The sequence below is a fragment of the Cellulomonas sp. IC4_254 genome, from assembly GCF_011603975.1.
Classification (GTDB): domain Bacteria; phylum Actinomycetota; class Actinomycetes; order Actinomycetales; family Cellulomonadaceae; genus Cellulomonas.
Genome location: NZ_JAANNB010000011.1, coordinates 1 through 19,359, shown reverse-complemented (window position 1 = coordinate 19,359; position 19,359 = coordinate 1). Strand labels below are relative to the sequence as shown.

Below are 19,359 nucleotides of genomic sequence, written 5' to 3'. Positions count from 1 at the left end.
GCCCGCCCGGCGCGGTCGCTGGAGGGGTCGGTCAGAACTCGCTCTCCCACTGCTCCTGGGCAGCGGTGAGGGCGTCGTCGACGCTCTGGTCGCCGTTGAGGGTCTTCTGCAGCTGCTCGCCGAGCTGCCGCATGAGCTCCTCGGCGACGGGCAGGCCGGTGAACTCGTTCGCCGGGTAGCCGTCCTGGTAGATCTCGAACGCGGTCGCGAAGAGCTCGTTGTCCTCGACGAAGTCCGGCACCGACTCGGTGTTGCCGGGGAACGCGTTCGCGATCGACGACAGCTCAGCGTTGGTCTCCTCGCTCATGAGGAACTCGACCAGCTTCATCGCCTCGGCCTTGTGCTCCGAGTTCTCGGCGACGCCGATGCCCCACGAGGCGTAGGGGATGCCCCGCTCGCCCGAGTACCCGTCCTCGGCCGGGATGGCGGAGATCGAGAACTGCAGGTCGGGGTTGGCCTCCTGGATCGTCGTCACGTGGGCCAGGGAGTCGATCATCATGCCGACCCGGCCGTTGGTGAACTCCTCGACCTTGTCCTGCTCCTTCATCGTGAAGGAGCCGGGCGCGACGACGCCCGCGTCCCAGAGGTCGGCGACGAACTGCACGCCGCTCTCGACGTCCGGGTTGTCGGTCAGCGCGGGCTGGCCGTCGTCCAGCATCGAGCCGCCGGACGCCCACACCCAGGACATGACGTCGTTCTGCACGCCGTTGGGGGCCTCGAGCGACAGCGGCAGCACCCAGCCGTAGGTGTTGTCGCCCAGCGCGGTGATGCCCTCGGCCGCGTCCTGGAACTCGGTGCGGGTGCTCGGTGGCGTGTCCACGCCGGCCTGCGCCAGCAGGTCGTCGTTGGTGAACATCGGGTACACGAAGTTCACGACCGGGATCATGTACGTCGAGCCGTCCACCTGGACCTGGCTGACCAGCTGGCTGTCGTCGAACCCGTCGTCCGCCATCAGCGCGGACAGGTCGGCGATGGCGCCCTGCTTGGCGAAGTCGTTGACCCAGGCGCCGTCCAGGCCGACCACGTCCGACATCGTGCCGGCGGCCGCGCCGGCCAGGACCTGCTCCTTGGTGGACGCGTACGGGCCGCTCAGCAGCTCGACGGTGATGCCGGGGTTCTCGTCCTCGAACTTGTCCATCAGCTCGCGGAACGCGCCGTCCGGCAGCTCGGGCTCCCACCACTGGGCGAACTCGAGCGTGACGTCACCGCCGTCCGACCCGCCGCCGACGCCGGCGTCGCCGCCGCTGCCGCACGCGGTCAGGACCAGGGCCGAGGCCCCGGCGATGGCCGCGGCACTGAGGTACCGCATCCGAGCTCCGTTGCTCATGACTCTCCCTCCGGGATGCCGCTTTCTGCGGCGGAGTGCGCTTCTCTGCGTGTTTGAGCACGGTAGTGCGGGTCTCTGCGGCCGTCAAGGGATGGCCCATGCGGGAATTCCTGCGGGAGCACGCGGTTTTGTGCTAGATCTGTCTGCATGTCGTCCTCCGACACCGCACCGCGCCGCCTCCCGGCAGGGCGCAAGGCCGAGCTCGCCGCGTACGTGACCGAGACCGGCGAGGTCACCGTCGCGCAGCTCGCCGAGCGGTTCGACGTCTCCGCGGACACGATCCGCCGCGACCTCGACCAGCTCGACGCCGACGGCGTGCTGGTCCGCACCCACGGCGGGGCCGTCGGTCTGAGCACCGCGCCGCGGCCCAACACCGAGCTCGACGTCCGGATGCGGATGCAGACGCAGGCCAAGGAGCGGATCGGCGGCCGCGCGGCCGCGCTGGTGCGGGACGGGCAGGCGATCATCGTGAACGCCGGCACCACCACGCTCGCGCTGATCCGGGCGCTGGGCGAGCGGCGGGACCTCACGGTCGCGACCAACAGCCTGCGCGGCGCCACCGAGCTCGCCCCGTCCGCCTACCGCGACCTGTACGTGTTCGGCGGCAGCGTGCGGATCACCGACCAGGCCACCCTCGGCCCGGTGCGGCTGCCGGCGTGGACGCACCAGCCCGAGGTCGACATCCGGTGCGACCTCGCGCTCATCGGCGTCGGCGCCGTCTCCGCCGACGTCGGGTACTCGACGAGCAACCTGGTCGAGGCGTCGATGATGGGCGACATGATGGACCGCGCCGACCGGGTCGCCGTGCTCGCCGACTCGTCCAAGTTCAGCCGGCGGCTGTTCGCGCAGATCGCCGAGCTCGGCCGCGCGGACTACCTCGTCACGGACGCCCCGCCGCCTGCCGACCTGCGCGCCGCGCTGGACGCGGCCGGCGTCGAGGTCCTGCTCCCGGAGTCCTGAGCCGTGGCCGCCGCCGCTGCCGCCGCAGCCGCCCGCACGAGCGCGGGTCTGCTGCTGCACCGCCCGGGCGCCGGCGGGCCGGGCGCGCCCGAGGTGCTGCTCGGGCACATGGGCGGGCCGTTCTGGGCGCGGAAGCCGCACGCCTGGACCGTCCCCAAGGGCGAGCCGCTGCCCGGCGAGGACCCGCACGCCACCGCCCTGCGCGAGTTCGCCGAGGAGGTCGGCGTCCCCGCGCCCGACGGCGCGGACGTCGACCTCGGGGAGGTCCGGCAGCGCGGGGGCAAGGTGGTCCGGGTGTGGGCGCGGGCCGCCTCGCTCGACCTCGACGCGCCCCGCGGGCCCGTGAGCGAGGTGACCGTGGACTGGCCGCCGCGCAGCGGTCGGACGGTGAGGTTCCCGGAGCTCGACGAGCTGCGGTGGGTGCCGGTCGAGGAGGCCCGCGGGCTGGTCGTCACGGCGCAGGCGGAGTTCCTGGACCGGCTCCTGGGGCACCTCGCGGGCGGCTGAGCCGGGCGGCCGCCCTCCCCACGGCCGGCGCACAGGGGCGTGTCAGTGGTGGGTCGTACGGTTCGGGACATGAGCAGGCGGGCCATCGACCACGAGCGACTCCGGGAGATCCACGCGCGGTTCTCGGCGACCGCGCCGCCGCGCACGCCGGCCGAGCAGGACGCCTACGACCGGCTCGAGGCCGAGCTCATCGAGGCGATGGGCCTGACCCGGGACGAGTTCGAGCGGATGTCCGCCACCTACGCCCAGCTGCGCCGGGCGAGCTGACCCCGGGGCGCGCGGCCGCCGGACGCCTGCGGGCGGGGCGGGCCTCGGCGCACCCGCCCCTCAGGCGTGAGCAGCCACCCGCCGCACCCCGGCCTCGACCGCCGCGTCGTCGCCCGGCCCGGTGTCGAGCGCCCGGTGGATGCCCAGCCCTTCGACCAGCGCGTCGAGCACCCGCGCGGTCGTCGGGTCGAACCACCGCTCCAGCGACGCCCGGCTGCGCGCCATCCACGCCGCCGTCAGGTCCCGGTACGCCGGGTCCCGCGCGGCCAGGGTGTAGAGCTCGTGGCTGAGCACCAGGTCGCGGTGGTCCCCCATCACCTCGCCGCGGAGGTACGCCACGAGCGCGTCGACGGCCCCGGCACGGTCGGGCGCCGCCGCCATGAGCGCGTCGAACCGGCCGCCGAACTCCCGGGCGTACCGGTCGAACGCCGCCCGCAGCAGGTCGTCCAGCCCCGCGAAGTGGTACGTCATCGACCCGAGCGGCACGTCCGCCGCGGCGGCGACCTTGCGGTGCGAGGTCCCGGCGACGCCCTCGGCGGCGAGCACGTCGAGGCAGGCGTCGACGATGCGGTCGCGCCGGCCCGGGTCGTGACGGCGGGTCATCGGTCGATGTCCTCCCGGATGACCCGCGCGGGGTTGCCGACCGCGACGACGTTCGCGGGGATGTCCCGGGTGACGACCGAGCCCGCGCCGATGACGGAGTTCTCGCCGATGGTCACGCCCGGGCACACGATGACGCCGCCGCCCAGCCACACGTTGTCGCCGATGACGATCGGCTTCGCGCCCTCGAGCTTGTCCTTGCGCGGCTGCGGCTCGATCGGGTGGATCGGGGTGAGCAGCTGGACGTTCGGGCCGATCTGGCAGTCGTCGCCGATGTGGATGGTCGCGACGTCGAGGGCCGTGAGGTTGAAGTTGACGAAGGTGCGCGCGCCGACGTGGATGTTCTTGCCGTAGTCGACCCGCAGCGGCGGGCGGATCCCGCTGCCCTCCCCGAGCGTGCCGAGCAGGTCGGCGAGGATCGCGCGCGCGGCCTCGTCGTCGAGCAGCGCCACCCGGCCGTAGGCCTCGGACAGCCGGGCGGACCGCCGGGTCAGGTCCTCGATCTCCTGGTCGGCGATGTAGAGGTCGCCCGCGAGCATCCGCTCGAGGTTGGTGCGCGGGTCGTCGGCGAAGTAGTCGGTCGTCATGCGGACGAGCGTACGCGTCATGCGTACGGTCGTACACATGCGCGTCTCACCAGACCGGCGGCCGCCGGTCCGGCCACCGCAGCCGCTCCTCGAGCTGGGCCGCGAGCGCGAGCAGCACGTGCTCCCCGCCCGGCCGCCCGACCAGCTGCACGCCCATCGGCAGCCCCGCGGGCGCCCCGGCGTCGGGCTCGGTCCAGTGCGTCGGCACCGTGATCGCCGGCAGCCCGCACACGTTGAGCATCGACGTGTACGGCGTGTACTCGCACTGCTGCGCGAAGTTCCGCTCCGGGTCGTCGGCGTCGTACCAGCCGATCGGCCGCGGCGTCAGCGCCATCGCCGGCAGCAGCACCGCGTCGAACTCCTCGACCCGGGCGACCATCGTCCGCTCGAAGGCCGCGAGCGCCGCGACCGCCTCCACGAGCTGCCGCGCCGGCACCGCCCGGCCGCGCTCGACCAGCCACTGGGTGAGGGGCTCCAGCAGCGCCAGCCGCTCGGGGTCGTCGATCGGCACGGCGGACGCGCCGGCCATCCACAGCGTGCGGAACGCCGGCGCGTACCCGGGGTCGGGCTCCCAGGTGCCGGCGTCCGCGACCGCGTGGCCGAGCCCGGCCAGCGCCGCGGACCCGGCGTCGAGCGCCGCCCGTGCCTCCGGGCCCAGCACGATGCCGTACGCCCCCTCCCACGCGCTGAACGTGCTGACCCCGACCCGGAACGCGGACCGTCCGTCCGGGGTGCGGCCCCGCTGGGCGGTGTCGAGGTACGAGCCCCGCGGCCCGGCGGCCGTGCGGAGGGTCCGCGGGTGGTCGACGGTGCCGTCCGCGCGCCGGGGCAGCATCCCCTCCAGCAGCAGCGCGGCGTCGGCGGTCGTCCGGGCGATCGGCCCGTGCACCACCAGCCCGCCGAGCGACTCCACCCCGCCGCCGGCCGGCAGCAGCCCGCGCGTCGTCTTGAGCCCGACCAGCCCGCACGCCGCGGCGGGGATGCGCACCGACCCGCCGCCGTCCGAGCCGGGTGCGACCGGCAGCAGCCCCGCCGCCACCGCGACCGCAGCCCCGCCGCTCGACCCGCCCGACCCGCGGGACGGGTCCCAGGGGTTCCGCGCCGGCGGGCCCACCAAGGTCTCGGTGTACGACGGGAAGCCCAGCTCCGGCGCCGCGGTCTTCCCGAGCGACACGACCCCCGCGGCGTCGAGGACCTGCGTGATGTCGCTGCTCACCTCCGGCACGTACCGGTACCGGCCCGCGAACGCCCGCGACCCGAAGCCCGTCGGCACCCCCGCGCGGTCGGTGAGGTCCTTGTCCGCCGTCGGCAGGCCCCACAGCGGGCTGCCCGGGCCGGGACGGGTGTCCCGGCGCAGCGCGGCCGCGCGCTCCCGCGCGAGGTCCGGGGTGACCGTGGCGAAGGCGCCCAGCCCCGGGTCGCGATCGGCGATCCGGGCCAGGTAGTGCTCGGCCAGGTCGGTCGGGGCGACGTCGCCGGACCTCAGCAGGTCACGGAGGGCCACGGCGGTCATCTCGTGCAGCGCGGTCACCCGGCCAGCGTAGGCACGCCCGGCGGGCGCCGGGCTCAGGCCCGCGGCAGCGGCCGCGGCGGGGTGGACGGGGAGTCCGGGAGCAGCGCGACCACGGTCGTGAGCGCGCCCCAGGCCAGCGCCGGGCGGGTGTGCGCGAACCGCACGCCCGCCGCGCGGCGGTCGCGGGGCTGGACGCGCTCGTGGTGGTCGGCGGTGACGGCCTGGTGCACCTGGGCGCGAACGTGGTGGCCGAGACGGACCTGCCGCTGGGCATCGTCGCGGGCGGCACGGGCAACGACGTGGCGCGGGCCCTCGGGCTGCCGCGCGGCGACGTGCCCGGGTCGGTCGAGGCGATCGAGCGGGCGCTGCTGACCGGGCCGCGCGTGATCGACGCGGTGCGGGTCGGCTCGCCGACGCAGGCGGCCCGCGAGTGGTACCTCGGCGCGCTGTCCTGCGGCATCGACGCCGCGGTCAACGCCCGGGCGAACGCGCTGTCCTGGCCGCGCGGCTCGGCGCGCTACGTCCGGGCGCTCGTCCCGGAGCTGCGCGCGTTCCGGCCCTACGGCTACCGGCTGACCACCGACGAGGGCATCTGGGAGTCGTCGGGCACGGTCGTGGTGGCCGCGAACGGCCCGTGGATCGGCGGCGGCATCCACGTCGCGCCGGACGCGCGCCTGGACGACGGGCTGCTGGACGTGGTCGTCGCGGGTCCGTTCAGCCGGGCGGGGGTCGTGCGGATCTTCCCGGGGATGTACGCGGGGCGGCACGTCCGGCACCCGCAGGTGCAGGTGATCCGGAGCCGGCGGGTGCTCGTGGAGCCCGCGCCGCACCTGGGCGGGACCCCGCCGGAGGCGCACGCGGACGGCGAGCGGATCGGTGCGCTGCCGCTCGTCGCGGAGGTCGTGCCGGGCGCCGTCCGGGTGCTGGCGGCCAACCCGACCTAGGGTGGGCGCGTGGCACGACGCAGCACGGCACGCACCCCCGAGCCCGACGAGCTGTCCCCCGCCGAGCGGTACGCCGCCGCGCGGCGCCGGGCGCAGGCCGAGAAGTCCGAGCTCGCCCGGTTCCGGCAGCTCCTGGACTTCCCGCTCGACGACTTCCAGGTGGAGTCCTGCGAGGCGGTCGAGCGCGGCAGCGGCGTGCTCGTCGCGGCGCCCACCGGCGCGGGCAAGACGGTGGTCGGCGAGTTCGCCGTGCACCTCGCGCTCTCCACGGGGCGCAAGGCGTTCTACACCACCCCGATCAAGGCGCTGTCGAACCAGAAGTACAACGACCTCGTCCGGCGGTACGGCGCGGAGCAGGTCGGCCTGCTGACCGGCGACACCACGCAGAACGGCGAGGCGCCCGTCGTCGTCATGACGACCGAGGTGCTGCGGAACATGCTGTACGCCGGGTCCAGCACGCTCGACGGGCTCGGCTTCGTGGTCATGGACGAGGTGCACTACCTCGCCGACCGGTTCCGCGGCCCGGTGTGGGAGGAGGTGATCATCCACCTGCCCGACGACGTGCAGCTGGTGTCGCTCTCCGCCACCGTGTCGAACGCCGAGGAGTTCGGCGACTGGCTGCGCACCGTCCGCGGCGACACCGCCGTGGTGGTCAGCGAGCACCGGCCGGTGCCGCTCGGTCAGCACGTGCTGGTCCGCGACGACCTGCTCGACCTGTACGCGGGGCACGTGGACCCGACGGCGCCGGGGAAGAACCCGCCGATCAACCCCGAGCTCGCGCACCTGCTGCGCCGCGCCGAGCGCGCGTCCGACGCGCCGCACCGCGGGCGCCGGGGCGCGGGCGACCGCGGGTTCCGCGGCCCGGGCGGTCGCCGGCCCGGCGGTGGTCCCGGGGGCGGCGGGCCCGGCGGCGGGGGCGGTCCGCGGCCGGTGCCGCGCCCGGTCATGGTCGACGTGCTCGACGAGGCGGGCCTGCTCCCGGCGATCGTGTTCATCTTCTCCCGCGCGGGCTGCGACGCCGCGGTCGCGCAATGCCTCGCGGGCGGGCTCCGGCTCACGTCACCGGCGGAGGCCGAGGAGATCCGGCTGATCGCCGAGACCCGGTGCGCGTCGATCGCGCCGGAGGACCTGGACGTCGTCGGCTACGGGGGGTTCGTCGACGCGCTGGTCCGGGGCGTCGCGGCGCACCACGCCGGGATGCTGCCGGCGTTCAAGGAGACGGTCGAGGAGGCGTTCGCCCGGGGGCTGGTGAAGGTCGTGTTCGCGACCGAGACGCTGGCGCTCGGCATCAACATGCCGGCCCGGTCCGTGGTGCTGGAGAAGCTCGTCAAGTGGGACGGCTCGCACCACGTCGACATCACGCCGGGGGAGTACACCCAGCTCACCGGCCGCGCGGGCCGGCGGGGGATCGACTCCGAGGGGCACGCCGTCGTGCTCGGCCGGGGCGACCTGGACCCGATGGCGCTGGCGGGCCTCGCGTCCAAGCGGCTCTACCCGCTGCGCTCGGCGTTCCGGCCGACGTACAACATGGCGGTCAACCTGGTCGCGCAGGTCGGCCGGGTCCGGGCGCGCGAGGTGCTGGAGACGTCGTTCGCGCAGTTCCAGGCGGACCGCGGGGTCGTCGGGCTGGCCCGGCAGGCGCAGAGCCACGCGGAGGCGCTGGAGGGCTACGCGGAGGCGATGACCTGCCACCTCGGCGACTTCCGGGAGTACTTCGCGCTGCGCCGGGAGATCTCGGACCGCGAGCGGGGCGTGCACCGGGCGAGCGCGGCGGCCCGGCGGCAGCAGGCGGCGGCCAGCCTCCAGGGGCTGTCCGTCGGCGACGTGGTCGCGGTGCCGAGCGGCCGGCGGTCCACCTACGCGGTCGTCGTCGACCCGGGCTCGCACGGCGGGTTCGAGGGCGCGCGACCGATGGTGCTGACCACGGAGCGCGAGGTGCGCCGGCTGTCCGTGCAGGAGGTCGGCGACGGGATCAAGGCGGTCGGACGGCTGCGGGTGCCGACGGGGTTCTCGCCCCGCGCCGCCTCGCACCGGCGGGACCTCGCGGCCACGCTGCGCGGCGAGATCAACGCCGGGAGGATCACCGGGACCGTGCCGAGCCGCCGCCGGGGCCGGGCGGTCGCCGAGGACGAGGACGAGGCGATCGCCGCGCTGCGCCGCGAGCTCCGAGCGCACCCGTGCCACCAGTGCCCCGACCGCGAGGAGCACGCCCGCTGGGCGGAGCGCTGGTACCGCCTGGAGGGCGAGCACCGGGCGCTGGTCCGGCGGATCGAGGGCCGCACCGGCTCGATCGCGATCGTGTTCGACCGGATCTGCGAGGTGCTGGACTCCCTCGGGTACCTCACGGCCGACGACGAGGGTGGCACGGTCGTCACCGACGAGGGCCGGTGGCTGCGCCGGATCTACGCGGAGAACGACCTGCTGCTCGCCGAGTGCCTGCGCCGCGGGGCGTGGGCGGAGCTCGACGTGCCCGGGCTCGCCGCGGCGGTGTCGGCGGTCGTGTACTCCGCGCGCCGCGACGACCGGGACCGCAGCCCGGCGGTGCCCGGCGGGCCGTCGAGCAGGCTGGGGATCGCGCTCGACGCCACGACGCGCATCTGGTCCGAGCTGGACGACCTGGAGAGCGCGCGGCGCATCGAGTCGACCCAGCCGCTCGACCTCGGCCTGGTGGCGCCGGTGCACCGGTGGGCGGCCGGGCGCGGGCTCGACGCGGTGCTCCGGGACGCGGACCTCGCGGCCGGCGACTTCGTGCGGTGGTGCAAGCAGGTCGTCGACGTCCTCGACCAGGTCGCCAAGGCGGCGCCCGACGCCCGGCTGCGGGAGACGGCGCGCAAGGCGGTGACCGCGGTGCGCCGCGGCGTCGTCGCGTACGCGGGGACCTGACCGGCGGTCGTGCCGCCCCCGTCGGGTGCCGCTCGCCGCGGTCCGGGGGAGCGGCACGGGGCCGGACGCCCGCGGGCCGGCCGTGACCTGCCCGGTTATCGTTCCCGCGTGAGCACCACCCTGTACCGGGGCGGTGCGGTGGTGACGCCTGCCGTCCTCGCCGCGCCCGGCCCCGCCGACGCCCCCTCCGCGCTGCTGGTCGCCGACGGGGTCGTCGTGTGGGTCGGCGGCGCCGACGAGGCCGACGGGCTGGTGGACGCGGCGGACGAGGTCGTCGAGCTCGACGGGGCCCTGGTGACGCCCGGGTTCGTCGACGCGCACGCGCACGTGCTGGACACCGGGGTGGTGCGGGCGGGGGTGGAGCTGGGTCGCTGCGGCTCGGTCGCCGAGGTGCTGGCGGCGGTGCACGCGGCCGTCGCCGGCCCGGTCGGGCGCCGGCTGGCCGCCGAGGGCTCGCCGCTCACCGGCTGGGGCTGGGCGGAGGACGGCTGGCCCGAGGGGCGGCCGCCGACCCGGGAGGAGCTGGACGCCGCGGCCGGCGGGGCGCCGGTGTACCTCGGGCGGGTCGACCTGCACGCGGGCGTCGTGTCGACGTCGTTCGCCCAGGTGCTCGGGCTCCGCGACCTGCCCGGGTGGCGGGCGGACGGGCTGGTGACGGGCGCGGCGCACGACGCGGCCCGCGCGACGCTCCGGGACCTGCCGGCCGACGTCCGGGACGCCCGGTACCGCGGCGCGCTCGCGTCGGCGGCGCAGGCGGGGGTGGTCGCGGTGCACGAGCAGAGCGCACCGCACACGGACACCCGCGCAGGCCTGGCCGCGCTGCTGGCCCTCACGGCCGACCCGGCGTCGGGGCTGCCGCTGGTCGTCGGCTACCGGGCCGAGCTCTGCGAGACGGCCGACGACGTGCGCGCGCTCGCCGCCGCGGTCCCGGGCCTGGCCGGGGTCGGCGGGGACCTGGCGGCGGACGGCTCGCTCGGCAGCCGGACCGCGGCGCTGCGTGCGCCCTACGCGGACGCTCCCGCCGGCTGGCCGCACCCCGCGGGCCGGCTCGACCTCACCGCCGAGCAGGTCAGCAACCACGTGGCGTCCGCCACCCGTGCGGGGCTGCCGGCGGCGTTCCACGTCATCGGGGACCGCGCGCTCGACGAGGTGCTGCTCGGCTTCCGGGTGGCGGCCGAGGTCGAGGGCGTGGACGCGGTGCGCGCCGGCGGGCACCGGCTGGAGCACGCCCCGATGCTCGACGCGCCCGCGCTGGCCGCCCTCGTGCTCCTCGGCCTCACCGCGTCGGTGCAGCCGGCGTTCGACGAGGCGTGGGGCGGGGACGACGGCACGTACGCGGCGCGCCTCGGTCGCGGACGCGCGGCGTCCCTGCACCCGCTGGCCGACCTGCGCGCGGCGGGAGTGCCGCTGGCGCTCGGGTCGGACAGCCCGGTGACGCCGTTCGACCCGTGGGGCGCCGTGCGGGCCGCGGCGCGGCACCGGACGGCGGACCAGCGGCTGCCGGTCGCGGCGGCGCTGGCGGCGCACACCCGTGGCGGCTGGGCCGCCGCCGGCCGGGCAGGGGTCGCGGCCGGCGAGGGCGCTGCCGCCGGTCCCGCCGGGGTCCCGGGGACGGCCCCGGCGGCCGGCGAGCTCGCCGTCGGCGCCCCCGCGCACCTCGCCGTGTGGCGGGTCCCCGAGGGCACGACCGGGCCGGGCGGGGTGCTGCCGGCCCTCCGCCCGGACGACCCGGCACCGGCGTGCGTCCGCACGGTCCGCGCGGGGGTCGTCCTGCACGACGCGCTCGGCTGAGCCCGGCCGGGCGCGCGGGGCCGGCGGCCTGGATTCGCGCGGACGGGTGAACCCGCTGCTCCGGGTGGGGCGCCGGGTCACCCGGTCGGGGGCCTCCCGGGTGCCGTCGCCTGTCCCGGCGACACGCCGGACGACACGCCGAAGTGTCTCGACCATCTGGACAAATCCGACACGGGGCGACGCGCGTCGCGACCTGCGCGGACGCCGCGTCGGCCCCGTCCGGGACCCTTGACACCCCCCACGGTTTCGGTAGGTTCCTCCGCAGTGGTCCGGCAGAGGCGCCGCTCGGTGAGCGCCCCAGGGGATGGTCGCCCGGACCACGTCGGGCTCCGACCAGGCCCGCGTGTTCACTAGAGAACGGGCTCCGCCCAGGCGGTGTCGTGCGGTACGAAGGACACGCGGGCCGGTCGGTCCGCCCAGCGCCCCCGAGGGGCGGGCCCGGGCGGACAGGCTGGTGCCGTACCCTGGCGCGGTGCCGCTCCGTGACCCCTCCCGCTGGTGGAGCGCGGTCCTGGCGGTCCTCGGCGGCCTGCTGACCTGGACCGCGTTCCCGGACCTCGGCTGGTGGTACGCCGCCGCGCCGGGCGTGGCCCTGCTGCTGCTCGCGATGCGCCGCGACAGCGCCCGGTGGAACGCCCTGGTGGGCTGGCTCTGGGGGCTCGCGTTCTTCGTGCCGTTGCTCACCTGGGCCGACGAGGCGGTCGGCGTCGTGCCGTGGCTCGCGCTGTCCGTGGCCGAGGCCGGCTTCATCGCGCTGTTCGGCGCGGCGTGGTCCTGGGCCCGGCGCGGCGAGGCGGTGTGGCGGCGCGCCTCGCTGCAGCTCGTGGTGTTCGTCGTGCTGTGGGTGGCGGTCGAGGAGCTGCGCGGCATCTGGCCGTTCGGCGGGTTCCCGTGGGGCCGGCTGGCGTTCTCCCAGGCGGACTCGCCGGTGCTCGCGCTGGCGCGCCTGGGCGGGGCGCCGCTGGTGTCGGCCGCCGTGGCCGCGGCGGGCGCCGCGCTCGCGCTGGCGTGGCTGGCGGCGCGCCGGTTCGCGCTGCTGCCGCTGCTCGGCCGGGTGGGGGTCGCCGTCGCGCTGGTCGTCGTGGGGCTCCTGGTCCCGATGAACACCCGCGCGGAGGACGGCACGCTCACGGTCGGCGCCGTGCAGGGCAACGTGTCCCAGCCGGGGCTGCACGCGTTCGACACCCGGCGCGAGGTCCTCGACAACCACCTCGCGGGCACCTACGCGCTGCTCGACCAGGTGGAGCCGGGCGAGCTCGACCTGGTGCTGTGGCCGGAGAACGGCACGGACATCGACCCCGAGGTCAACGCCGAGGCCGCCGCGGACATCGACGCCGCCGCCCAGGCCGTCGACGCGCCCATGCTGATCGGCACCATCCAGTACCCGGAGTCCGGCGGCCGGTACAACACCTCGCTGCTCTGGGAGCCCGGGGTCGGCCCGGTTGCGTCCTACTCCAAGCAGCGCCCGGCGCCGTTCGCGGAGTACATCCCGCTGCGCAGCCTGGTCCGCCCGTTCTCCTCGGCCGTCGACCTGGTGCAGAACGACATGCTGGCCGGCACCGAGCCCGGCGTCGTCCCGCTGGAGTCGGCCCGGCTCGGGCGCACGGTGCAGGTCGGCGACGTCATCTGCTTCGAGGTCGCCTACGACGGGATCGTCCGGGAGAGCGTGCGCGAGGGGGCCGAGATCCTGGTGGTGCAGACCAACAACGCGTCGTTCGGCTACTCGGCCGAGTCGACCCAGCAGCTCGCGATGGCGCGGCTGCGGGCCGTCGAGCTCGGCCGCGCGACCGTCCAGGTGAGCACCGTCGGGGTGAGCGCGGTCATCGCGCCCAACGGGACGGTCGCCCAGGACACCGAGCTGTTCACCGCCGACCAGCTCGTGGCCCGGCTCCCGCTGCGCCAGTCGCTCACCCCCGCCGCCGTGCTCGGCGCGTGGCCGAGCGGCGTCGTCGGGGCGCTGGCCGTCGTCATGACCGTCGCCGGGATGGCGGGCGCCCTGCGGGTCCGCCGCGACGACCGGCCCGAGGGCGCCGCGTGACGCCCCCGGCGCGACCCGGCCCCGCCGGCCGGGTGCTCGTGGTCGTGCCGACCTACGACGAGCGGGACAGCCTGCCGCGCGCCCTGGCGGCCCTGCGGCTGCACGTGCCCGACGCGGACGTGCTCGTCGTCGACGACGCGTCGCCGGACGGCACCGGCGAGCTGGCCGAGCGGATCGCCGCCGCCGACGCGCAGGAGCGGGGACGCCCGGCCATCCAGGTGCTGCACCGCACCGGCAAGCAGGGGCTCGGCACCGCGTACGTCGCGGGGTTCCGCTGGGCGCTCGAGCGCGGCTACGACGCCGTGGTCGAGATGGACGCGGACGGCTCGCACCGCGCGGAGGACCTGCCGCGGCTGCTCGAGCGCATGCCCGACGCCGAGCTCGTGATCGGCTCGCGCTGGGTCCGGGGCGGCCGCGTCGTGAACTGGCCGCTGCACCGGCAGCTGCTCTCCCGGGGTGCGAACGTGTACGCGTGGCTCGCCATGGGGCTCCCGGTGCGGGACGCGACGGCGGGGTTCCGCGTCTACCGCGCCGCGGCGCTCCGGGGCCTCGCCCTCGGCGAGGTCGCGTCGCACGGGTACTGCTTCCAGATCGACATGGCGTGGCGCGTGCTCAAGGCCGGCGGCCGCGTGGTCGAGGTGCCGATCACGTTCGTCGAGCGCGCCGAGGGCCGGTCCAAGATGAGCCGGTCGATCGTCGTCGAGGCGCTGGTGCTCGTCACCGTGTGGGGCGCCCAGGAGCGCGCGCGGCAGGTGCGCGACCTCGTGCGGCGCGTGGCGGGCCGCCGGGCCTGAGGCCGGGTCGGGTCCGACCCCGGGAGCCGAGCACGACGACGGGCCCCGCACCCGAGGGTGCGAGGCCCGTGCTCACGGCCGTCCGGGGACGGTCAGGCGCTGCGGCGCAGCTTGCCCGCGCGGAGCAGGTCGAGGCGCTCGTCGAGCAGCTCCTCGAGCTCCTTGATGGTGCGGCGCTCCAGCAGCATGTCCCAGTGGGTGCGCGGCGGCTTGGTGGCCTTCGGCTCCGGCTTGGACGCGTCGCGCAGCAGCGCCTCCTCGCCGCACCGGCACTCCCACACCACCGGGACGTCGGCCTCGACCGAGAACGGCAGGATGATCGTGTGCCCGTTGGGGCAGTCGTAGTACGCCTGGAGCCGGGGGGCGAAGTCGACGCCCTCGTCCGTCTCCATGCTGTGGGACCCGATGCGCATACCGCGCAGGGACCGGTTCGACATCAGGGACCTCCGTGCCTTGACATGCTGTGACTAGCCTGGACGTGCAGACGTATCGCTTGTTCGGTGGGGTCAACGTCCGGGGACCGTTCAGTGTTCCAGTCTGGCGTGAAGGTCCCGTGAACGCGCGGCGAGGGCGGACGGGCGACCCTGGGCGGGAACCGGCGGTCAGGCCAGCGTGCTGCGCACCGCGCGCCGCACCAGCTCGGCGTCGTCCGCGCCCTCGTGCCGCCACCGGCGCTGCTGCTGCGACCCGTTGCCGCGCCGGAGCAGCGCCGCGAGGTGCTCCCGCACCCAGGGCAGGTCTCCGGTGCGCTCCAGCGCCGGGGTGACGTGCCGGACCAGCTCGTCGACCGCCTGCCCGGCCGGCACCGGCCGGAACGTGAGCGGGCTCACCAGGTCGCCGGTCAGCCCGGAGCGCGCGGCGCGCCAGCCGGCGACCCGCACCTCCTCGGCCCGCGGCTCCGGGCCGAGCGCCTCGCCGCCGCCGTCGACGGCCGTGTCCGCGAGCCCGCGCACCAGCGCACCCAGCAGCACCGCGTCCTCGGGGTCGAGGCACACGTCGGCGACCCGCACCTCGACGGTCGGGTAGCGGGCGGACAGCCGGGCGTCGAAGTAGACCATCCCGGTGTCGAGGATCGTCCCGCTCTCGACCAGCGACCGGACGGTCTCGCGGTAGGTCGCCGCGTCGCCGAACGGGGCGGTCGCGCCGGCCGTGGGCCACCGGCCCCACACCTGCGACCGGAAGCTCTCGTAGCCCGAGTCGTCGCCGCGCCAGTACGGGCTGTTCGCGGACAGCGCCAGCAGCACGGGGTTCCACCGCCGCAGGTGGTCGACGACCCGCACGCCCTCCTCGTCGTCGGCGACCTCGACGTGCACGTGGCAGCCGCAGGTGAGCTGGTCGCGCGCGGTCTGGGCGAACGCCGCGGCGATGTCCTGCGCCCGCCGGTTCACGACCACGGTCGGCTCGACGTCCCGCGGCGAGGTGGCCAGGGCGACGACCCGCGCACCCGCGTGCTGCGCGGAGGAGTCGGCCTGCCACCGGCCCGCGCGCACCTGCTCGAGCAGCGACGGCAGGTCGGCGCACGGGTGCGTCGACGTCTCGACCTGCTCCTGGGCGAACTCCTTCTCCAGGTTGCCGCCCGGCTCGCCCGCGTCGTCCCCGTCGTCCTGGGACGACGCGTGCTGCAGCACCGCCGCCGCCACGGCCCGGGGCGACCCGTCCTCCGCCACCAGCAGGAACTCTTCCTCGACTCCGATCGTCCTCACGCGGGAAGTCTGACCGTCGTCCTCGCGTCTGTCCTGCTGAGGGCCTCGCAGGGGTCGGCGTCAGCGGGGGCGGGTCGCCTTCCCGTCGAGCCAGAGGGTGTCGGACTCGTCCCGGTGGCTGCCGGTCGTGCCGACGTGCTTCGTGCCGATCTGCGGGCCGTTCTTGATCACGTGCACCAGGGCCATCGCGTGGCCGCGGCCCAGCCCGTAGTCCTCGGCCAGCCACGCGACGATCGCGCCCGCCTTCACGTCCGGGGCGTCGAGCCCCTTGGCCCGCGCCTCGTCGACCAGGGCGCGCGGCGTCCTGCCGGTCTTGCCCTCGATCGCGTCGAGGTACGCCTGGAACGACATCGGTCGGGTCCTCTCCGTCGGCCGGGGTGCCGCGGCCGAGTGTGCCAGCCCTCGTCGGGGCGGCGGAAGGCCGTCGCCGGCCCGGGCGGGGGTGGCCGACCCCGGGCGGGGCGCCGCGGCACCGGGGTGGAAGGGTCGGGGCGTCCGGTTCCCGTGCGGATCGGCGCCGCGGGCGTTCGGGTTCCGTCAGGACCCGCGGCGACCGGTGCCGGCGGGGCCACGCTGGAGCCATGAGCGCGACGGTGCGGCACGACGGGCGGACCCCCGACCCGCGGGCCGGCGACGAGGGGGCGACGGACCGGCCGCGGCCGGACGCCGTGACCGACGACGAGCTCGCCTCGGTGGTGCGGGTGGTCCTGGTGGCGGTCGCGACGCTGCTCGGCGTCGCGGCGGCAGCGTGGTGGCACCTCGGGCCGTGGCTGCCCACGGCGGTGGGCGCGGTCGCGGTCGCGGTGCTCGGCCGGCGGATGCCCGCGGCGCTGCTGGCGCTCGCCGCGTTCCTCGCCTGGTGCACGGTGACGGGGTTCGCGACCAACGCCGAGGCCGAGCTGACGTTCGGCGCCGCCGACGCGGCGCGGCTCGGGACGCTCGGGGGCGCGGCGCTGGTGGGCCGATACCTGCTCGGGCGGGCACTCCCGGGCCCGGACGTCGGGCGGGCGCACCGGCGCGACTGACGTCGCGGGGGTGGGCGGCGCGCGCGGCCCGGCGCGGCCCGCTCAGTCGTCCTCGACCCACTCCAGCAGGTCGCCCGGCTGGCACCCCAGCACCCGGCACATGGCGTCGAGCGTGCTGAACCGCACCGCCTTGGCCCGGCCGTTCTTGAGCACCGCGACGTTCGCGGGCGTGAGCCCGACCCGGTCGGCGAACTCGCCGACGCTCATCTTGCGGCGGGCGAGCTCGACGTCGATGCGCACGACGATCGGCATCAGATCACCTGGTCCAGGTCGGTGCGCAGCGCGGTCGCCTGGCGGAGCAGCGCCCGCAGCACGAGCAGCACCAGCGCGACGACGGTGACCACCGCGGTCGCGAGGAGCAGCAGCATCGGCAGGCCGGGGTCGTCCGCGTGCAGGCCCACCCAGAGGAAGACGCCGACGAGCACCAGCCAGCCGGAGGCGACGGCCCAGACGATCGCGTCGACCCAACCGAGCGACGCCTCGGTGAAGATGCGGTCGCGTCGCACGAGGGTCAGCAGCCGCCAGGTCGCGACGATGACGACCTGCACGCACAGCACCCAGAACACGGTGATCACGGTGGCGGGCCAGCGCAGGGCCGCGTCCTCGGGGTGCTGCTCGGCCAGGTACCGGAACTGGCCGGGCAGCGAGAGGGTCTGGAACACGACCAGGATCCCGAACAGCACGACGAGGGCGATGCGGAGCAGGGCCGTTGCCCAGCGGTCGAGGGTCATGTGATCGAGGGTCGCTCGGAATCGATCGAAGATCAATAGATGGGGTGCGCCGTCACGGCACCTGCACGATCCGGTCGCGGAACGCACGCGCGCCGCCGGCCGCACCCCGTAGGTTGCGTGCATGGCCGGCCAGGAGGCGATGCGGGAGGTCGAGCTCCGCGAGGAGCCCGGCGCCCCCGACGCGGCCGCCGGACCCGGCGACGCCGACGACGCCGAGGACGCGCGCCGACGTGCCCGACGGCGGTGGCTGCGGCGCTGCTGGCCGGTCGCCGTCGTCGCGGTCGCGGCCGTCGTCGCCGTGCAGGTGGTGCAGGACGCGCGGGAGCGGGACCGGGTCGCGGCGGCGCGGCAGGTCGACGGGGTCGTCCGGTACGACGTCGGCCCCGGCCTGCCCGTCACCCCGCTCGGCGCCGACGAGATCGACCCGCGCCTGGCCGCGGGCGTCGTGGCCGGGGGCCTGCGGGTGGCCGGGGAGGACATCGACTTCGGCCGCCCGCGGGCCGTCCGGGCGGTCGACGCGGCCACCGGCGCGCAGGTGTGGCGCACGCAGGTGGAGACCCAGGCCGAGGCGACCGAGCAGCCCACGATGCGACCTCCGGAGTGCTGGCCGGCCGGCCCGGCCGACGACCCGGGCGTGGCACGCGTGCACTGCCTCGTCGTCGACCGGCTCGCGACCCTCACGGGGGACGGCGGGTGGCGGGAGGACCCGCCGACCCGCAGCCGGCTGCTGACGTTCGACGCCGCGTCGGGCGCGCTGGTCACGGAGCGGGAGCTGGCCCCGCAGGCGTCGGCCGTCGCGGACGACGCGATGCTGGTGCTCGGCGAGGTCGTCGCGGACGGCACGGTGCGGGTCGGCGCCGAGGGCGTGACGACCGGGGAGCCGCTGTGGTCGGCCGAGATCGAGGGCGTGGACCTCGACCCCGTCTACGACCCGCACCTCCAGCTGATGGGCGACCACGTGGTCGTGTGGGTGAACGGGCGTCAGCACGTCATCGGGGCCGCCGACGGCGCGGTCCAGGCGGAGGGCAGCCAGGTCTGGATCGGGCGCACGGGCGGCCTGCTCGTGCAGGACGGCGACCCGGGCACGGTGCGGCTGGCGGGGCGCGACGGCAGCGGGACGGCCGTCGTCCCGGCCCTGCCGGTCCAGCTGGCCGTCGACGACGGGTCGGCCCCCGGGATCGAGATCCTGTCCGCCGTCGTGGACGGCGACCGCACCCTGCGCGCGGTCGAGGCGGCGACGGGGCGGACGGTGTGGGAGGCGGCCCTCGACGGGTCGGTGGACGGTACGCCCCTGCTGCTCGGCGGCGTGCTCTACGGCGTCGACGCCACGGCGGCCTGGGCGGTCGACGCCCGGGACGGCCACCGGGTGTGGCGCACCGTCCGCGCGGCGGGTCCCGACGGCGAGCCCGTGCGCGACACCTCGGGTGACTGGCTCGCACCCGTCACGGACGGCCGGGCGCTGCTGCTCGTCGACCGGGACGACGACGGGGCGGCGCGCCTGGTCGCGTGGTCGCTGCGCTCCGGCGCGGAGCAGTGGCGGGTCCCGCTGCCGCCGGAGGCCGGTGAGTGGGTGTACGCCCGGGACGGCGCCCTGTACGCGGGGGCGGAGCGACCGGTCCGGATCGGGGGCTGACCCCTCCCGGCGAGGGGACCCGCGGTCCTAGGGTGGCGCCATGCCGGACGCCGAGC

At 76.3% G+C, this 19,359-nt stretch carries 20 protein-coding genes; 10 read left to right on the top strand and 10 right to left on the bottom strand.

From position 1 onward, the window contains the following. Positions 1–31 precede the first annotated feature (31 nt). Positions 32–1,327, bottom strand: coding sequence for a sugar ABC transporter substrate-binding protein (locus G6556_RS02375; protein ID WP_166938267.1), 1,296 nt, complete (start codon positions 1,325–1,327; stop codon positions 32–34). 147 nt (positions 1,328–1,474) lie between these two features. On the opposite strand from G6556_RS02375, the gene G6556_RS02370 reads away from it, so the two are divergent. From G6556_RS02370 to G6556_RS02360, 3 genes are all read left to right on the top strand, one after another. Then, positions 1,475–2,287, top strand: a complete 813-nt coding sequence (locus tag G6556_RS02370) for a DeoR/GlpR family DNA-binding transcription regulator (protein ID WP_166938265.1) — start codon at positions 1,475–1,477, stop codon at positions 2,285–2,287. A gap of 3 nt (positions 2,288–2,290) precedes the next feature. After that, positions 2,291–2,794, top strand: a complete 504-nt coding sequence (locus tag G6556_RS02365) for an NUDIX domain-containing protein (RefSeq protein ID WP_346774677.1) — start codon at positions 2,291–2,293, stop codon at positions 2,792–2,794. Positions 2,795–2,863: 69 nt separating this feature from the next. After that, positions 2,864–3,061: a hypothetical protein gene (locus G6556_RS02360; protein ID WP_166938263.1), complete on the top strand. Its 198-nt coding sequence runs from the start codon at positions 2,864–2,866 to the stop codon at positions 3,059–3,061. A 60-nt stretch (positions 3,062–3,121) separates the two neighbouring features. Here G6556_RS02360 and G6556_RS02355 read toward each other — a convergent pair whose 3' ends face one another. Genes G6556_RS02355 through G6556_RS02340 form a run of 4 tightly spaced genes read right to left on the bottom strand, consistent with a single transcriptional unit; the run spans position 3,122 to position 5,991 of the window. Beyond that, on the bottom strand, positions 3,122–3,664 hold the full coding sequence (locus tag G6556_RS02355) for a TetR family transcriptional regulator (protein ID WP_166938261.1): 543 nt from the start codon (positions 3,662–3,664) through the stop codon (positions 3,122–3,124). Next, complete coding sequence (locus G6556_RS02350; RefSeq protein WP_166938259.1) at positions 3,661–4,248, bottom strand: sugar O-acetyltransferase; 588 nt, start codon at positions 4,246–4,248, stop codon at positions 3,661–3,663. Before G6556_RS02350 ends, G6556_RS02355 begins: the two co-directional genes overlap by 4 nt. 46 nt (positions 4,249–4,294) lie before the next feature. Then, a complete protein-coding gene (locus tag G6556_RS02345) occupies positions 4,295–5,779 on the bottom strand; it encodes an amidase (protein WP_166938257.1) in 1,485 nt (494 codons plus the stop codon). A 35-nt stretch (positions 5,780–5,814) separates the two neighbouring features. Further along, positions 5,815–5,991: a hypothetical protein gene (locus G6556_RS02340; RefSeq protein ID WP_166938237.1), complete on the bottom strand. Its 177-nt coding sequence runs from the start codon at positions 5,989–5,991 to the stop codon at positions 5,815–5,817. Between G6556_RS02340 and G6556_RS02335 the strand changes: the two genes are divergently transcribed. The 5 genes from G6556_RS02335 (at position 5,911) to G6556_RS02315 (ending at position 14,211) form a co-directional block, all read left to right on the top strand. After that, positions 5,911–6,705, top strand: a complete 795-nt coding sequence (locus tag G6556_RS02335; RefSeq protein WP_166938255.1) for a diacylglycerol kinase family protein — start codon at positions 5,911–5,913, stop codon at positions 6,703–6,705. The genes G6556_RS02340 and G6556_RS02335 overlap by 81 nt on opposite strands. Before the next feature lie 9 nt (positions 6,706–6,714). Beyond that, entirely contained in the window at positions 6,715–9,588 is a 2,874-nt protein-coding gene (locus G6556_RS02330) for a DEAD/DEAH box helicase (RefSeq protein ID WP_166938253.1), read from the top strand. 108 nt (positions 9,589–9,696) lie between these two features. Beyond that, entirely contained in the window at positions 9,697–11,379 is a 1,683-nt protein-coding gene (locus tag G6556_RS02325; protein ID WP_166938251.1) for an amidohydrolase family protein, read from the top strand. Positions 11,380–11,851: 472 nt separating this feature from the next. Continuing rightward, positions 11,852–13,417, top strand: coding sequence for an apolipoprotein N-acyltransferase (gene lnt, locus G6556_RS02320; protein WP_166938248.1), 1,566 nt, complete (start codon positions 11,852–11,854; stop codon positions 13,415–13,417). Then, positions 13,414–14,211: a polyprenol monophosphomannose synthase gene (locus G6556_RS02315; RefSeq protein ID WP_346774676.1), complete on the top strand. Its 798-nt coding sequence runs from the start codon at positions 13,414–13,416 to the stop codon at positions 14,209–14,211. Before lnt ends, G6556_RS02315 begins: the two co-directional genes overlap by 4 nt. Positions 14,212–14,303: 92 nt before the next feature. On the opposite strand, the gene G6556_RS02310 is transcribed toward G6556_RS02315, so the two are convergent. The 3 genes from G6556_RS02310 to G6556_RS02300 all read right to left on the bottom strand — a co-directional run bounded on the left by G6556_RS02310 (position 14,304) and on the right by G6556_RS02300 (position 16,265). Beyond that, positions 14,304–14,648 carry an RNA polymerase-binding protein RbpA gene (locus G6556_RS02310; RefSeq protein WP_147793582.1) on the bottom strand — a complete coding sequence of 115 codons (345 nt, stop codon included), beginning with the start codon at positions 14,646–14,648 and terminating at the stop codon, positions 14,304–14,306. A gap of 165 nt (positions 14,649–14,813) precedes the next feature. Beyond that, positions 14,814–15,914 carry a glutamate--cysteine ligase gene (locus G6556_RS02305; RefSeq protein ID WP_346774675.1) on the bottom strand — a complete coding sequence of 367 codons (1,101 nt, stop codon included), beginning with the start codon at positions 15,912–15,914 and terminating at the stop codon, positions 14,814–14,816. Positions 15,915–15,974: 60 nt separating this feature from the next. Beyond that, positions 15,975–16,265 (bottom strand): DUF4287 domain-containing protein, encoded by a 291-nt coding sequence (locus G6556_RS02300; RefSeq protein ID WP_166938246.1) that lies wholly within the window; start codon positions 16,263–16,265, stop codon positions 15,975–15,977. Positions 16,266–16,495: 230 nt separating this feature from the next. Here G6556_RS02300 and G6556_RS02295 point away from each other — a divergent pair, with 230 nt between their 5' ends. Next, positions 16,496–16,939 carry a hypothetical protein gene (locus tag G6556_RS02295; RefSeq protein ID WP_166938244.1) on the top strand — a complete coding sequence of 148 codons (444 nt, stop codon included), beginning with the start codon at positions 16,496–16,498 and terminating at the stop codon, positions 16,937–16,939. Between the two features lie 42 nt (positions 16,940–16,981). Here the strand turns inward: G6556_RS02295 and G6556_RS02290 are convergent, their stop codons facing one another. Further along, positions 16,982–17,191: a helix-turn-helix transcriptional regulator gene (locus G6556_RS02290; RefSeq protein ID WP_166938242.1), complete on the bottom strand. Its 210-nt coding sequence runs from the start codon at positions 17,189–17,191 to the stop codon at positions 16,982–16,984. Next, positions 17,191–17,670, bottom strand: coding sequence for a DUF2975 domain-containing protein (locus tag G6556_RS02285; protein WP_166938241.1), 480 nt, complete (start codon positions 17,668–17,670; stop codon positions 17,191–17,193). Before G6556_RS02285 ends, G6556_RS02290 begins: the two co-directional genes overlap by 1 nt. A 121-nt stretch (positions 17,671–17,791) precedes the next feature. Between G6556_RS02285 and G6556_RS02280 the strand changes: the two genes are divergently transcribed. Continuing rightward, positions 17,792–19,303 (top strand): PQQ-binding-like beta-propeller repeat protein, encoded by a 1,512-nt coding sequence (locus G6556_RS02280; RefSeq protein ID WP_166938239.1) that lies wholly within the window; start codon positions 17,792–17,794, stop codon positions 19,301–19,303. Positions 19,304–19,359: the final 56 nt, after the last annotated feature.